Here is a 15714-nt window from a genome sequence, read left to right on the forward strand (position 1 = left end):
TCATAGATCCAGCACCAGACGTTCCGATTTCGCGCGTGACACGCAGATCTGCATGACCTTGTTGGAGGCCTTCTCGTCATCGCTGAGGATGACGTCGCGATGGTCGGGCACCCCTTCGATCACGCCGCACTGGCAGATGCCGCAATCGCCGCGCTGGCAGTCGTAGAGCACGTCGAGACCCGCAGCCTGCAGCGCCTGGATGATGGTCTGACCGGCCGCGACGCTGACCACCTGCCCGGTCGACTTGAGCTCGACCTCGAACGGCCTGTCGGGCGAGGACGGCTGCTCCGCCTTGAAGAGCTCGTAGTGGATGCGGTCGGCCGGAATGCTCGCGGCAAGCGCAGCCGCTCTCACCGCTTCGATCATGCCCGCCGGACCGCAGACGTAGATGTGGGAGCTTGCGGCTGCATCGCCGAGCGCGATTGCGATGTCCAGGCGGGACTCGTCACCGTCGTAGTGAATGGACAGACTCTTGGCGCAAATCTCCTGGAGATGCGGCACGAACGCCAACAGCCCTTGCGTGCGTCCCGAATAGTGCAGGCGAAACGGAGTTGCGCGGGCGGTGAGCTCTGCCGCCATCGACAGGATCGGCGTGACACCGATGCCGCCGGCAAACAGCAGCGCGGGCGCCGCGTTCTCATGCAGACGAAAATTGTTGACCGGCGCACTCGCCTGCACGACATCGCCGATCTTCAGCGCATGCATGAATTGCGAACCGCCGCTTGAAGCCTCCTCGCGCAGCACCCCGAGCGCCAGCGTACCCTCGGGGCGGCCGGGCAAAGCCATCAACGAGTACGGCCGGTCTCCTCCATTCGGAAGCGCCACGCGGATATGTGCGCCCGCCTGCCATCGCGGCACGACGCCGTCCTCCACGTCAAACACAAGGCCCCGTATGAACGGCGTCTCCGCGGCATACGATCTCACCTTGAGCTTAAGCGGATGCGCGTCCATTTAGGCATCTCACAAATTATATGTATTTGCATATTTTTAGACATGTAATAATTGCCTGTCAATCGTCAGTACAGGTGCAGGTCCGGATTGCAGTCCGGTGCACACGTTCCTGCGCACGTTGCCCCTAAGCGATTGAAAAGCCTGGAGCCCTTCAGTCCTAAATCCCTGGTCGGATTCCTTTTCCTGGTTCAGTAGTTGCTTGCGGCACCACTGATCAGCCCACGATAGCTGTGCGCCATGCGCATCGAAACCAGATCTTTTCGACGCACCACATTGGTCGGATAGACGCTGTCCAGGTTGGTGGTGTCGACCGGGAGCTTGACCCGCAACGCCCGCGAAAACCGCAGGCTAGGAAATGGCCTTCCCTGAAACCTTGTCGAAAAGGTGCGTTCGCTCCAGATCAAGAGCGACGTCTATGAAGCGATCCGGCGCGGCGGCGACACCGACCGGCATCTGAGCCGTGAACGGAAATGCGCCTACGGTTCCGATCACCAGCGTATGCGGCCCGAGCGGCTCCACGTCTTTCACCATCAAGCGGATCGATGAGCCCATCGGCGCATCTTGCCGCAGCACATGGTCGGGCCGCACGCCGAGCACAACCGGCTTGCCGACGCTCCCGGCATAGGCCGCCTCGCGGGACTTCGGCAATTTCAGCACCGTACCCGACGGCTCGCTGAAGACCAGCGCGCCGTCGCGAGCGGCAATCTCGCCATGGATAAAATTCATGCTGGGTGCGCCCATGAATCCCGCGACGAAGAGATTGCTGGGCTTCTCGTAGATCGTGATCGGGTCGGCCGCCTGCTCGATCCGGCCGCGATTCATCACCACGACGCGATCCGCCATGGTCATCGCCTCGACCTGATCGTGCGTGACATAGACGATCGTCTTGGCGAGACGGCGGTGCAGTGCCTTGATCTCGGTCCGCATCTCGATGCGGAGCTTGGCGTCGAGGTTTGACAATGGCTCGTCGAACAGAAACACGTCCGGGCTGCGCACGATGGCACGGCCGATCGCCACGCGCTGACGCTGTCCGCCTGAGAGCTGCTTAGGCCGGCGGTCCAGATATTGCTCGAGCTCGAGAACCCGTGCCACGTCCTGGACTGCTTTCGCGATGCTGGCGCGTGAGTCGCCCCGCACCTTCATGCCGTAGCCGATGTTCTCCCCGACCGTCATATGTGGATAGAGCGCATAGTTCTGGAACACCATCGCACAATTGCGCAAGCCCGGGCGCAACTGCGTCACGTCGCGGCTGCCGATGCGGATGTTTCCGCTGGTGACCGCCTCCAGCCCTGCAATCATGCGTAACGTCGTGGTCTTGCCGCAGCCGGACGGGCCGACAAGCACGACGAATTCCTCGTCGGCTACGTTCAGATCGAGCCCCTCGATGATCTTGTAGGGCCCATATACCTTGCTGACGTTTTCGATCTCGACGTGCGCCATGGATTCCTTTTTCCGTCCCTTATATCGACGGCCAACAAAGCCCGGATGATGCTTACGCATCATCCGGGGCAGTCTCCGCGGGAAGTTAGTTCTTGGGTGGAAGACCCATCGCGGCGCGATAGGCCGCCAGTTGCTTCGCGCGGCCGAACTCATCGGTCAGGCGATTCCATTCCTTCGCGACCGCGTCCAGCGCGGCCTGCGGCGTGGTCTGGCCGGCCAGCGCCTTGCCGAGCTCGATCTCGACGACCTCGGTGTAGGAGAAATAGCCGGGCAGACGCATGTCGAGCGCGACATTCTTGGCATTGATCGAATCCGCTTGCGCGCCGAGATATTCCTTGGCCTCTTCCGGCGAGAAATTCTTGCTCCACAATTGCAGATTGGCCGTGTGCGATTTGCGGTAAGGATTGACCCCGGTGCCGCCGGTGATCGCCGCCTGCCCCGACACTTCGGGGCTCGTCAGCGTCTTGACGAAGTCCCACGCTGCCTGCTGGTTCTTGCCGACCTTCGGTACCGCGATCTGCCATCCACCGAACGCCATGAATGGCGTCGGCAACACGCTTGCGAACTTGTCCCACTTCTTGGTCTTGGCATTCCAGATCTCATCCGATCCCGGCAGGATCGCCGAACCGACCTTGCCCGAAATCTTCGATTGCTTGGGATCGGCGGCGATCACGCCGGTATCACCCCAGCCGATCGACTCGGCCACCTGGCCACCGGCCACGGCGGCATTGACCTCGCCGAACGAGAAGTTCAGCGCATTGGGCGGGCCAAGCTTTGAAGCCCGGATGTATTCCTCGAGTCCCTTCACCCAGCCAGGATTGTTGATCTGGGCATCCATCGTCTCGGGATCGAAGAACATCGCGCCCGGATAGTTCGGGTTGTTGGTATAGGCCGCCGCGTGGCTGAAGAAGAACCAGAACTGCTGGCCGCCGCGACGGAAGGCTTCAGCCGTGCCCCAGAGTCCCTTGTCCGGGCGCTGGAAGAACTCCGCGATGTCGAGATACTGCTTCCAGGTCTTTGGCGGTGCCAGATCATAGCCGTACTTGGCCTTGAAGGCGTCCTTCTCCTTGGGATCGCTGAACAGGTCGGTGCGATAGGTGTAGGTGTGGACGTCGCCGTCCATCGACTGCGAATAGATCTTGCCTTCCCACACCATCAGGCGCTCGCGATAGGCCGGCTCGACATCGTCCCAATCCTTGCCGGACTGCATCTCCTTCGGCATCTCGCTGAGAAAGGAGACAAAGTCCGGCAGCCAGGCCGGCGCAAAGCTGACCAGATCGAACGTCGCGTCCGACCCGGTAAGCGATGTAACGATCTTCGGGTAGAGCTCCGACCACGGAAACTCGACGACATTGACTTTGCCGCAGGTCTTCTTGGTCCATTCGTCCGCGCCGAGCTTGAGCGCGGAGGCGATATACGGTCCGGTCTGCGACGCCACCGTCAAGGTGACGCCGGAGTAATCCGGGCTACAGGCAGCGTTCGCCTGGCTCACGGTGCAAGCCATCGCGAGCGAGGTGGTCAGCATCAGAAACGTCCGTCGCAACATCGTCCAGTCCTCCCTACATAAGTTTTTGCTATTTGATCGCTCCGAGCAGCAGGCCCGACCGCATCATGCGACTGAGCAGACCCGCCATGATCATCATCGGAATGATGGCGACGAGCGCCGCGGCCGAGATCGCCCACCATTCGTCGCCGCGCTGGCTGTTCTGTCCCGCCACCAGGATAGGCAGCGTCTGCCATCTGGAATTGGTCAGGAACAGCGCGAACAGGAACTCGTTCCAGACGAAGGCGAGCGTGATCATGAAAGTCGCCAGCAGCCCGTTCATCGACATCGGCACCACGATGCCGAGGAAGATGCGCCAGCTCGGCACATTGTCGACCATCGCGGCTTCTTCGACCTCGATCGGAATGGCCTCGAAAAAATCGCGCATCAGCCAGACCACGATCGGCAGCGAGAACGCGACGTAGCACAGCGTCAGGCCGACATAGCTATCGATGAGCTGGAAGCCGAGCCGGCCGATTTCGCTGTAGAGCAGATACAGCGCGAAGGCCGTGACGATCGGCGGAAACATGCGCTGGCTGACGAACCAGAACAGGATGTCCTCATTGCCGAGGATCGGCCCCGGCAGCGGCAGACGGTTGGCCAAAATTGCAGCGGCAAGCGCGATCGGGAACGCCAGCAGCAGCGCCTGCGGGCGGGTGAATCCGAACGAATTGTTGAACAGCAGATAGCCGCCGAGCGCGAGCAGGAAGAAGATCAGGCCGGCGCCGAAGCGCACCCTGAATTCGAACCGCACCAGCGCATAGGCTGCCATCGCGCCGACCGCGGTCGCGATCGCCGCCGCCGACATACCGACGATCGTCGAGTTCAGGAAGGTTCGGAAGAACTCGCCACGGATACCCTGGTAGAGATCGATGAAGGGCTGCAGGGTCGGCGTGAAGTCGACGAACGGAATATAGGTCGGGCCGCCGACCACGCCCGGCGGGGTCTTGAACGCCGTCACCACCACCCAATAGAGCGGAAACGCCGTGATCAGGCACCAGACGAGCACGCCGGCCGTGACCAGGCGGCGACTCCAGCTCGACAGTCCGGTCAGGCCCTGCCCGCTCATCGGCGCTTCTCCAGATGCGGCCGCAGCAGCGCCAGATAGGTCACGCCGATGATCGTGATCGCGATCAGGAACAGGAAGCTGAGTGCCGACGTGTAGCCGAGATTGAACTTCTTGAAGCCCTCCTGATAGGCGAACAAGGTCAAGGTCTCGGTGTCCACGCCGGGTCCACCGCCCGTCATCACGAACACGGTGTCCATGATCTTGTAGCTCTCGATCAGGCGGATGAAGACGACCGCAGCGGAGATCGGCAGCATCATCGGAAAGGTGATGCCCCAGAATTGCTGCCAGGCGCTGGCGTTCTCGAGCTCGGCCGCCTCGTAGACATCTTCAGGGAGTGTTTGCAGGCCAGCCAGCATCATCAGGATGATGAACGGCGTCCACTGCCAGATCTCAACCGCAATGATGCAGGCGAGCGCCCAATGTCCGTTGGTGAGGAACGGCAGGTTCGCCAGTCCGAACATGGACAAAAGCTGGTTGAGCGGCCCCATGGTCGGATTGAAGATCATGCGAGCAACGAGCGCGACGGCAACCGGGGCCAGCAGCATGGGCAGCAGCAAGGCCACGCGAAACAGCCGTTCGCCCGGAATGCGCGCGTTCAGCGCGAGCGCAACGCCAAACCCGATCACGTACTGCAAACCGACCGCGATGAACGCGATCATCGTCGTCGTGAAGATCGCATTCCAGAAGCGCGGCTCTTGCAGGAGCGAAACATAGTTGCCGAGCCACACGACGCGCGGCGGGATCGGCGGAATCAGGCGATAGCTGAGGAAGCTCGTGGTGAACGAATAGATCAGCGGAAAGATCGAGATCGCCAGCACGACGAGCACCGCCGGCCAGATGAAGACATGCTTGATCGGATCGTTCCGCATCATGAGCAGATCATCGCTTCAACAGGGCTTCAATCTCGGCACGCCGCGGCATGGCAGGCGCAGTGCCCGCACGCGTCACGGAAATCCCCGCCGTGGCCGACCCGAACCGCGCCGCTTCCAGTGGATCGGCGCCGCCCGCAAGCGCTGCTGCGAAGCCACCGACGAATGCATCGCCCGCGCCCGCAGTTTCGACCACCTTGCCGGCGGCGAACGGGGGCACGTGCAGCGAGCGATCCCGCCCGTGAAACAGCGCCCCGCGTTCGCCGAGCGTGATCAGCGCGGTACCCGCTCCCTTGGCCAGCAACGCGTCTCCGGCGCGGCGCGCGCCGGCGAGATCGCTCACCGCGATCCCCGTCAGCGCTTCCGCCTCGGTCTCGTTGGGAACGACGTAGTCGCACAATGCAAACAGGCTGTCGTCGAATGCGCCCGCGGGTGCCGGGTTGAACACGGTGACGCTGCCGGCAGCGCGCGCGATCTCGAGGCCGCGCTGCGCGGCGGCGACCGGTTGCTCGAGCTGGGTCACGAAGACGCGGCTGGTGCGGATCGCATCCGCGGCCGCGTCGACGTCGGTGGGGCCGAGACCGTCGGCCGCTCCGCTCACCACGATGATGGCGTTGTCGCCGCGTGTCTCGTGGACATAGATGAAGGCGGCGCCGGTCGGCGCCTCCGCAGTCCTGGCCACGCACGGGCGAATTCCCTCGGCCTCCCACGTCTTGATGGCAAGATCGCCGAAGGCGTCGCGGCCAATCCGGGAGATGAAGGTCACGTCCGCGCCCGCGCGCGCAGCGGCCACGGCCTGGTTCGATCCCTTGCCGCCTGGTCCCATGGCAAATCCCGAGCCAGCGATCGTCTCGCCGATCGCAGGCATGTTGCCGGCCCGAAAGGCCAGATCGACAACGAAGATGCCGAGCACTGCGACGCCAGTCTTGCTCATGGTCGTCACTCTTCGTCCGGCGCGATGACGCCCTTGGAGAACAGGAAGCAGCCATAGAAGCGCCGCTCACCGGTGGCGATCACGCAATAGGCCGCCTTGGCCTTTTCATAGAAGGCGTGGCGCTCGACCCCGACCAGCGGCCAGGAGCGTCCCTCGGCGCGGTCGATCGCGGCCTGCACCTCGCGCTGCACCGGCGGCACCTCCTGGGGCTGGCCGACGATCTCCATGCGGATCGCGGCATCGTCGACGAACGTATCGAGCGGCAGCACCGAGAGGATGGCTTCGATCGCCTTTGCCGTGCTGACGTTGTCGATGCGAAGCAGCTCGCCGAACACGGTCTGGCGTGCGATCGAGTCAGCAGGAAAATTGGTATCGCACACCACGAGGCGGTCTCCGTGCCCCATCGCGCGCAAGGCATAGAGCACGTCGGCATTGAGCAGTGGATTGATGCCCTTGAGCATGTTGCGTCCCTCCCTTGTCGTCAAAATCGCCCGAACTCTGATGGTTCGGATGCCAACCAGTATCACCGCAAGGTGACGTCTTCAGTCCCCGTAGGGAATCCAGATGTTCTTCACCTGCACCGCATGACGGAGCAGGATCGGACCTTCGCTCGCCGCCCGGTCGTACCAATCGAGCGCCAGCCCGTGGTCGACCAGCGTGCGCTTGAGATTGCCGACCGACAGCCGCTCGGCGGCGGTCGAGGCCTCTTGCGAGCCGAACACCCAGAGCGCATCGACGTCGTCATGCTCGGCAAGGACCTTTGCCAGGACATCGCGCTCACCGGTGACGATATTCACCACGCCTGGCGGCACGTCCGACGTCTCCAGCACCTGGTAGAAATCGGTCGCTGCAAGCGGATGCCGCTCGCTCGGGACGGCGACGACCCGGTTGCCCATCGCGATCAACGGTGCCACCAGGCTGATGAAGCCCAGCAACGGGGCCTCGTCCGGACAGGCCACCCCGACCACGCCGATCGGCTCGTGCATGGCAAGCGCCACGCCGCGCAACGGCGGCGCATGGATCGTCCCCTCGTATTTATCGGCCCACGCCCCATAGCTGAACAGCCGCTCGATACTCGCCTCGACCTCCGCGCGCGCCTTTGCGGGCGAAACGCCGGTCATATCACCGATGCGCTTGGCGAACTCGTCGCCGCGCGCGGACAGATTCTCGGCAAGATAGTAGAGGATTTGGGCGCGATTATGCGTCGTCGCCCGCGCCCACCCTTCGGCCGAGCGCGCGGCGGCCACGGCGTTACGGATATCCTTGCGATTGCCCTCGCCGGCTTCGCCGAACTGCCGCCCCTTCGGCGACAGCACTGCGCGCGAATAATTTCCGTCAGGACGGACCTGCTTGCCGCCGACAAACAGCTTTGCGGTCCGATCGATCGACGGCGTGCCAAATCCGGCGCCGTCGGCAGCAGCCGCCGGGGATGGCGGCGGCACCTTCGCCCGCGCCTTCCGCCCGCTCCAGGCCTTCGGCTTGAGATATTCGTAGAGGCCTTCCCGGCCACCCTCGCGGCCGAAGCCGGACTCGCGATAGCCGCCGAAGCCGACGCTGGCATCAAACAAATTGGCCGCATTGACCCAGACCACGCCGGCCTGAAGTTTTGGCGCGATATCGAGCGCCAGGCCGATGGTCTCGCTCCACACGCTGGCGGCAAGGCCATAGCGCGTGTTGTTGGCGAGCATCACCGCCTCGTCCGGCGTCCGGAACGTCATCGCGACCAGCACCGGGCCAAAGATCTCCTCGATCGCCACGGTCGATGACGGATGTACGTTCCAGAGCAAGGTCGGGGGATAGAAGCATCCCTCGGCGGGGATCGGCCCCGGCGCCTGATATTTCTCGGCGCCCTCCTTCACTCCCGTTTCGACCAGCGCCTTGATCCGCTCGAGCTGCACTGGTGCGACCACCGCGCCCATGTCGATCGCCTTGTCGAGCGGCGGACCCACGCGCAGCGTCTCCATGCGGCGGATCAGGCGCTTGCGGAATGTCTCTGCAATGCCCTCCTGCAACAGCAGCCGCGATCCGGCGCAGCAGACCTGGCCCTGGTTGAACCAGATCGCGTCGACCACGCCTTCCACGGCGCCATCGAGGTCGGCGTCGTCGAACACGATGAATGGCGACTTGCCGCCAAGCTCGAGCGTCAGCGATTTGCCGCTCCCGGCGGTCGACTGACGGATCAACCGCCCGACCTCGGTCGATCCGGTGAAGGCGATCTTGTCGACACCGGGATTTTCGACGAGCAACGCGCCGGTGGCGCCATCGCCCGTCACCACATTCAACACGCCGGGCGGCAGGCCGGCTTCCGCCGCGAGCTCGGCGAACAGCAGCGCGGTGAGTGACGTGAATTCTGCCGGTTTCAGCACCACGGTATTGCCGGTCGCCAGCGCGGGCGCGATCTTCCAGGCCAGCATCAGCAGCGGAAAGTTCCAGGGGATGATCTGGCCGATCACACCGACCGGGACATGGTCGACGAATTCGCGCTCCTGCAACTGCGCCCAGCCGGCGTGATACAGGAAGTGGCGCGCGGCGAGTGGCACGTCGAGATCGCGGGTTTCCCTGATCGGCTTGCCATTGTCGATCGCTTCCAGCACCGCGAACAGGCGAGCATGACGCTGCAGCATGCGCGCCAGCGCATAGAGATGACGGGCACGACCGTGACCACCGAGCTTTGCCCATGACGACTGCGCCGATCGCGCGGCGCCGACGGCAGCCTCGACATCCGCAGCGATGCCTTGCGCGATCCTGGCCAGCGTCTTGCCGGTGGCCGGCTCGATCGTCGTCAGATGCTTGCCCGACGCTGGAGCTGCGAATTTGCCGGCAATGAAATGCCCAAACGTCGCCTCGTGCCGCTTCAGCCAGGCGCGCGCCTCGCCGTCCGCCTCGGGGGCAGGACCATAATCCATGGTCTCGTAGTAATGTGCGATACTCATGCTCAGCCCACGGGATGACGGTTGAAGGCCGAGTAGCGGCCGGTGACGTGATGCTCAAGCTGACGCTCGATGTCGGCGAGCAGGCTCGAGGCGCCGACGCGGAACAGATCCGGCTCGAGCCAATCGCGTCCCAACTCCTCCTTCATCAGGAACTGGTAGTTGAGCACGTCCTTCGCCGTCGAGATTCCGCCGGCCGGCTTGAAGCCGATCTTGAAGCCGGTGCGCTCCTCATAGATCCTGATCATGCGCAGCATCGCGAGTGTCACCGGCAACGTGGCATTGACGCCTTCCTTGCCGGTGGAGGTCTTGATGAAGTCGGCGCCCGCCATCATGCAGACCATCGACGCCTTGGCGACGTTGCGCAGCGTTTTGAGATCGCCCGTTGCCAGGATCGTCTTCAGATGCGCATCGCCGCAGGCGGCGCGGAAATCCCGGACCTCGGCGTAAAGAGCCCGCCAGTCCCCGGTCAGCACATGCTCACGCGTGATGACGATGTCGATCTCATGCGCACCGTCCCTGACGGACGCCTCGATCTCCTTGAGCTTCAGATCATGGGGCACGAGGCCTGCAGGAAATCCGGTCGAGACCGCAGCAACCGGAATGTCATACCCCTCGAGCGCTTCGACCGCGGTTGCGACGAAGCGGTGATAGACGCAGATCGCGCCCGTGTGCAGCCCGCGCCCGGCAAAGCCGAGTGCATCGAGGAGGTCGCTTCGTATCGGCGCCCTCGCCTTGGCGCAGAGGCGCTTCACCCGCTCAGTCGTATCGTCGCCGTTGAGCGTCGTCAGGTCGATGCAGGTGATCGCCTTGAGCAACCATGCCGCCTGCGCGTCCTTCTTGACGGTGCGTCGGCCCGGCAGGCTGGCAACCCGGCGCTCGGCGGCGGACAGATTGATCCTGATCTCATCGACCCAGTCCATCTCGAGGGCGCGGCCGCTGTTGCGCGCGATCGGATGCGGACGATTGTGATCCCGCGCATGGGGCTGCGCCGGCACCGCGGATGGATTTGATATCAAGACGCCCTGCGCCATCGGTATGCCGCGCGATGCTAGCGAATCGGCTGAAGTGGCAGATAGACTGAATGTGCCGATTGCGACATGCGATCCTCCCATCCCTTGCCCGCCGGAGCTTCTGCTGCCTGCCATCGCGGACAGCGGAAACACCCTTCGGGCCAGATGTTATTATTGTAACAAATTGACGTTGCTAAACTCACATCATTGTAAGATCATTGTCAACCGGATAAGCAAGCTCGGTGACGAAAATGACTGAAACGCCGACCGCACGCCCCAGCGAGACCCGCGTCCAGCGGCTGCAGCGGCTGCGCCGCGCCGTCGAGACGAGCGGCGCACTGCATCTGAAGGACGCCGCAGGACTGCTGAAGGTGTCGGAGATGACGGTCAGGCGCGACCTAGCCGGGCCCGAGGCGGTGCTCGCCCTGCTCGGCGGTTACGTCGTCAACGCGGCGTCGCCGACCGGGATCAAGTACACGTTCGAGCAGGAAATCGACCAGCATACGCAGGACAAGCTCCTCGCCTGCCGATCCGCAGCCGCCTCGATCAAGGAAGGTGATACCATCTTCATCGACTGCGGCACCACGATGCAGTCGCTCGCGGATTGCCTGCCCGAGGACATGCCTCTTTCGGTGATCTGCTATTCGCTGAACGTCGCCTCGATCGTCACCCACCGTGCAGCGACGCAGGTGATGTTGATGGGCGGGCTCTACCATCCGTCGTCGCAGTCGTTCTCGTCAGATGACGGCCTGTCCTATCTGCGGCGGCTCGGCGTCAACAAGGCTTTCGTCTCGGCCGGCGGCCTGCACTGGACCCGCGGCGCCAGCTGCTCGAATTTCCACGAAGTCGCCATCAAGCAGGCCGTCATCGCGACCGCGATGGAGAGCATCCTCGTGGTCGACGCCAGCAAGCTCGGCAGCCTCAAGCCCGCGTTCTTCTCCGACGTCAGCTCGTTCTCGCGGATCATCGTCGGCGGCTCCGTGCCGGCAGACACGCGCAAGCACTTCCGCAGCCATCCGGTCGAATACGTCACCAGCGCAGCCTGATCCGGGCGTGAGCTGGTTCGCCAGGATGAGGTCCGCCGAACAATGCGTGGTCCAGCGGGACCACGCATTGTATGACAGGCTCAGTTGCAGGCAGGCTTCGCCTTGTTGCAGGCATCCGCCAGCTCGGCCGGCGGATCTTTCTTGAACACGGTCTTGTAGGACTCCAGCACATTCGACTGCGTCACCGGCAGCGACTGCACACCGATCCAGCCAGGCGTTTCCTTACCCAGCAGCGCGTTCATCATCGCCATCGCCTCGGCGACACCCTGGTCGTAGGGACGCTGAGAGCCGGTCGCCTTCAGCGGCCCGCCCTTGGCGATCTCGATGGCCGATTGCAGGCCGAGGTCGACCGTCGTCATGGGAATGTCGATGCCCTGGGCCCGCATCGAGCTCAACGTGTCGAGCGCCGGTTGATCCCACACCGCGTACAGTCCTTTGACGTCGGGATTGCCGGTCAGGAAGTCGCCGGCGATCTGCGAGACCTTCGGCGGATCGGTGAAATCGACCTGCTTCATCTTGATGTCGGGCCGGTTTGCTTTCATCCACTCCCGCACGCCCTTGGTGCGCTCGTTGGTGCTGAAATAATCGACGCCGAAATTGACGAGACCGATGGTGCCGCTCTGCGCCACGCAGGACGCCAGGATCTGTGCCGCGATCTGGCCGTTGCCCTGGCTATCGGCCGAGACCATCGTCGCATATTCCTCGGGATGCTTCAGGCCGGTCGGGATGCTGTCCATCAGCACGAGCTTGATGCCGGCTTTGGCGATCTTCTTGTAGGTCGGCGCGGTCGCGGTGAAATCGACCGGGATCGAAATGATGCCGTCAGGATGCTGCTGTATGGTGTTCTCGATATCAGCGATCTGCTTGTCCACCTGATATTCGGCGGATGCGACACCCGTCACCGTCACGCCGTACTTCTTCAGCGTATCGGTGATGCCCTGGATCTGCAGCTGCGACCAGTCGAGGTTGACCGTCTGCATGGAGATGCCGACCTTGAAGTGCTTCTCCTTGACCTTGGCGGCGTCGGCCTCCGACAGCGCAAGCACCTCGGGGGAAGCCGCCTTCTCGCCGTGGGGGCCCTGGCCGACGATCGATTTCGGCCCGAGCGTAGCGAGATCGACGCCCTTGACGCAGGTCGCGGGCACTTCGGCGCGGGCCGAGGGGACAATCGAGACGGCTGCCGCAGCAGCCATCAACACAGTCAAAGGCAAGGTCTGTCGCAAGATTGGTTTCATTGTTTCCTCCATTTTTGGTCGCCGATTCACCAGAGGGCCAGCGACCTTGCCCCTACCCACGCAGCGTGATGAACTTGTGGCTCATGCGCCGCGCCTGACTTCGACTAGCGTTTCGTGAAAGCAACCGCGGCCACGATGATCGCGCCCTTGATCACGAGCTGCATCGGCGAGCTCACGCCGAGCAGAACAAGGCCGTTGTTGAGCGTGCCAATGATCAAGCTGCCGAACAGCGTTCCCAGGATGTAGCCGCGCCCGCCGAACAGGCTGCAGCCACCGAGGATCACCGCGGCGATGACGTCGAGCTCCATGCCCTGCACGACATCTGGCCGCGCGGCATGTGAACGCGCCGACAGCACCAGCGCCGCTAATCCGGCCAGTGTGCCGGTCAGGACAAAGGCCGCAGTCGTGATCCGTTTGGTGTTGATGCCGGAATAGAGCGCCGCGGTCGGATTGCCGCCAACGGCATAGATGCGCCGGCCGAACACATTGTAGTGCAGCAGCAGGATGCCGATGATCATCGCCGCCAACGTCCAGGCGATCGGAACCGGCATGCCGAGGAACGTACCTTCCCCAAAGATCGCAAAATAAGTCTCGTTGGTGATGATCACCGGCTTGGTGTTGGTCACCATCATCGCCAGTCCCCGCGCCATGCTCAGCGAGCCCAGCGTCACCAGGAACGACGGGATCGACAGCTGCGTAGTCAGGATGCCATTGAGCAACCCGACCAGCGCGCCGGTGCCGAGCCCGGCCGCGGCGCCCACGATCCAGCTGTTGTTGAACTGGCTCATCGCGAGAGCGGCCGCCATGCCTGATAGCGCCAATGTCGAGGCAACCGACAGATCGATCTGGCGCGCGATGATAATGAAGGTCATGCCGACCGCGATGATCGACACCAGCGTGGTCTGGCGCCCGATGTTCAGGAAATTGTCGACCGAGAGGAACCAGGGCGAGGACAGGCTGAACACGACCAGCAGGATCACGAAGGCGATGTACAGCATGTACGGCCGCTCGCCCCGCAGCAGATTCTGGAGAATCTTGCGGCGGCGATCGGATCGGGTCGACGAGGCGACCACGTTGGGAGCAGTCAGTTCTGTCATGCGGGAAGCTCTTGCAAGTGGCCTGGCCCGGAGGCCTGGTAGATCTGGAGGAGATGATGCAGCTCTTCGGCATCATCGATCTCGCCGCGCGAAAGCGTACGAGCCACATGCCCGTTGACGATCACGGAGATGCGGTCGCAGAGCTCGATCAACTCGACGAGATCGGACGAGACGACCAGGACCCCGCTGCCGTCGCGGACGGCATTCCGGATCACGGCATAGATCTCCTCGCGTGCGCCCACGTCGACGCCGACCGTCGGTTCGTCCAGGAGCAGCACGCGCGGCCGCGGATCATTCCATTTTCCGAACACGACCTTCTGCTGGTTGCCGCCGGAGAGTGTCCTGACCAGGCTGAACGCGCCCGGCGCTTTCACCGAAAGCCTGGCGACGGCGGTTTCGGCACGCCTGGCGGCGGCGCGTTGCTGCATCCAGCCCCAGCGCGAGAAATGGGGAATCCGCGGCAAGGTGACATTTCGTTCGATCGAATGGTCCAGGACCAGACCCTGCACGTGCCGGTCTTCCGGCACCAGCGCGATGCCCTGCTCTATCGCATCGGCAGGTCCTCCCGGCAGCCATCGCCGGCCCTCGATCTCGATTGCGCCGCTCTCGAGCGGCCGGAGACCGAACACTGTCTCCAGAATCTCCGTGCGTCCGCTGCCGATCAATCCGGCGAGGCCGTGGATCTCGCCCTTCAGCACGGACAGATCGACAGCGCGAAGCCGGTCGTTGGACACATCCGACAGCGACAAGACCGGCAACGGATCCAATTCACGCTTCGCGGCGGGTTCGGTGCGCGGGCCCGTGGGTGCCGATCGATCGGCTCCGACGATCGCGTTCACCAGCCGCTTCATGTCGGTCTCGGTGGTGACGAACGTGCCGGCGTTAGCGCCATCGCGGAGCACCGTCACGCGCTGCGAGATCTCGAAGACCTCGTTGAGCCGATGGGTCACATAGATCACGCCAACTCCACGACGCGTTGCCTTCCCGATCGCATCGAACAGGATCCGGACCTCATCCGATGTCAGCGAAGAGGTCGGCTCATCGAGGATCAGAAGCCGAACCTCGCCCATCAGGGCCTTGGCGATCTCCGTCATCTGGCGATAGGCGAAAGGCAGCGAGCCGACAGTCGCTCTCGTATCCAGGGGAATGCCGAGCTCGTTCAGGAACGCCTCGGCCCTGGCCATCAGCGCGCGCTGCCGCACGAAGCCGAAACGCGCACGCGGCTCACGGCCGAGCAACAGATTGTCCGCGACGCTCAAGGATTCGACGAGGCTGAGGTCCTGATAGACGACGGCGATCCCCGCCTCGCGCGACTTCGCCGGGCTGTCGAATTCCACCGGCCTGCCGGCGATCTCGATCGTGCCGCTGTCGAGGGCATGAACACCGCTGAGGATCTTGATCAGCGTGGATTTTCCCGCGCCATTCTCGCCCAGCAGCGCGTGCACTTCGCCGGCGCGAACCTCGAGGTTGACGTCGCGCAGCGCTCGCACGCCGCCAAAACGCTTGTTGATGGCACTGACCATCACAAGCGAGGTCGACGTCCCTGGCTCTGCCGTACCCGAACCGGACAATTCCAAACCTTCCTCC

The 15714-nt window shown here is 63.5% G+C and carries 13 protein-coding genes; 1 reads left to right on the plus strand and 12 read right to left on the minus strand.

The features are described from left to right. The 9 genes from ABIC09_RS14235 to deoC all read right to left on the minus strand — a co-directional run bounded on the left by ABIC09_RS14235 (nt 1) and on the right by deoC (nt 10770). Nucleotides 1–951, minus strand: a complete 951-nt coding sequence (locus tag ABIC09_RS14235; RefSeq protein WP_354109651.1) for a PDR/VanB family oxidoreductase — start codon at nt 949–951, stop codon at nt 1–3. Nucleotides 952–1299: 348 nt separating this feature from the next. Next, nucleotides 1300–2391 (minus strand): ABC transporter ATP-binding protein, encoded by a 1092-nt coding sequence (locus tag ABIC09_RS14240; RefSeq protein WP_354109652.1) that lies wholly within the window; start codon nt 2389–2391, stop codon nt 1300–1302. A gap of 85 nt (nt 2392–2476) precedes the next feature. Then, the gene (locus ABIC09_RS14245) at nt 2477–3916 is read right to left on the minus strand and encodes an extracellular solute-binding protein (RefSeq protein ID WP_246230370.1); all 1440 of its coding nucleotides are present in this window, start codon (nt 3914–3916) and stop codon (nt 2477–2479) included. 49 nt (nt 3917–3965) lie between these two features. Next, the gene (locus ABIC09_RS14250; protein ID WP_148755449.1) at nt 3966–5003 is read right to left on the minus strand and encodes a carbohydrate ABC transporter permease; all 1038 of its coding nucleotides are present in this window, start codon (nt 5001–5003) and stop codon (nt 3966–3968) included. Further along, a complete protein-coding gene (locus ABIC09_RS14255; protein ID WP_148755450.1) occupies nt 5000–5875 on the minus strand; it encodes a carbohydrate ABC transporter permease in 876 nt (291 codons plus the stop codon). The genes ABIC09_RS14250 and ABIC09_RS14255 overlap by 4 nt, the downstream gene beginning before the upstream one ends. Nucleotides 5876–5882: 7 nt before the next feature. Next, nucleotides 5883–6806, minus strand: a complete 924-nt coding sequence (rbsK, locus tag ABIC09_RS14260) for a ribokinase (protein WP_354109653.1) — start codon at nt 6804–6806, stop codon at nt 5883–5885. 5 nt (nt 6807–6811) lie between these two features. Next, nucleotides 6812–7267 carry an RbsD/FucU family protein gene (locus ABIC09_RS14265; protein WP_354085790.1) on the minus strand — a complete coding sequence of 152 codons (456 nt, stop codon included), beginning with the start codon at nt 7265–7267 and terminating at the stop codon, nt 6812–6814. A gap of 81 nt (nt 7268–7348) precedes the next feature. Beyond that, entirely contained in the window at nt 7349–9739 is a 2391-nt protein-coding gene (locus tag ABIC09_RS14270; RefSeq protein WP_354109654.1) for an aldehyde dehydrogenase family protein, read from the minus strand. Between the two features lie 2 nt (nt 9740–9741). Beyond that, on the minus strand, nt 9742–10770 hold the full coding sequence (deoC, locus tag ABIC09_RS14275; protein WP_502917668.1) for a deoxyribose-phosphate aldolase: 1029 nt from the start codon (nt 10768–10770) through the stop codon (nt 9742–9744). A 230-nt stretch (nt 10771–11000) separates the two neighbouring features. On the opposite strand from deoC, the gene ABIC09_RS14280 reads away from it, so the two are divergent. Next, complete coding sequence (locus tag ABIC09_RS14280) at nt 11001–11795, plus strand: DeoR/GlpR family DNA-binding transcription regulator (RefSeq protein WP_354032048.1); 795 nt, start codon at nt 11001–11003, stop codon at nt 11793–11795. An 80-nt stretch (nt 11796–11875) separates the two neighbouring features. On the opposite strand, the gene ABIC09_RS14285 is transcribed toward ABIC09_RS14280, so the two are convergent. From ABIC09_RS14285 to ABIC09_RS14295, 3 genes are all read right to left on the minus strand, one after another. Then, nucleotides 11876–13030, minus strand: coding sequence for a substrate-binding domain-containing protein (locus tag ABIC09_RS14285; protein ID WP_148755456.1), 1155 nt, complete (start codon nt 13028–13030; stop codon nt 11876–11878). 104 nt (nt 13031–13134) lie between these two features. After that, a complete protein-coding gene (locus tag ABIC09_RS14290; RefSeq protein ID WP_354109656.1) occupies nt 13135–14127 on the minus strand; it encodes an ABC transporter permease in 993 nt (330 codons plus the stop codon). Continuing rightward, the gene (locus ABIC09_RS14295; protein ID WP_354109657.1) at nt 14124–15704 is read right to left on the minus strand and encodes a sugar ABC transporter ATP-binding protein; all 1581 of its coding nucleotides are present in this window, start codon (nt 15702–15704) and stop codon (nt 14124–14126) included. The genes ABIC09_RS14290 and ABIC09_RS14295 overlap by 4 nt, the downstream gene beginning before the upstream one ends. Between the last annotated feature and the right edge of the window lie 10 nt (nt 15705–15714).

The sequence above is a fragment of the Bradyrhizobium sp. S3.12.5 genome (genome assembly GCF_040548225.1).
GTDB lineage: Bacteria > Pseudomonadota > Alphaproteobacteria > Rhizobiales > Xanthobacteraceae > Bradyrhizobium > Bradyrhizobium cytisi.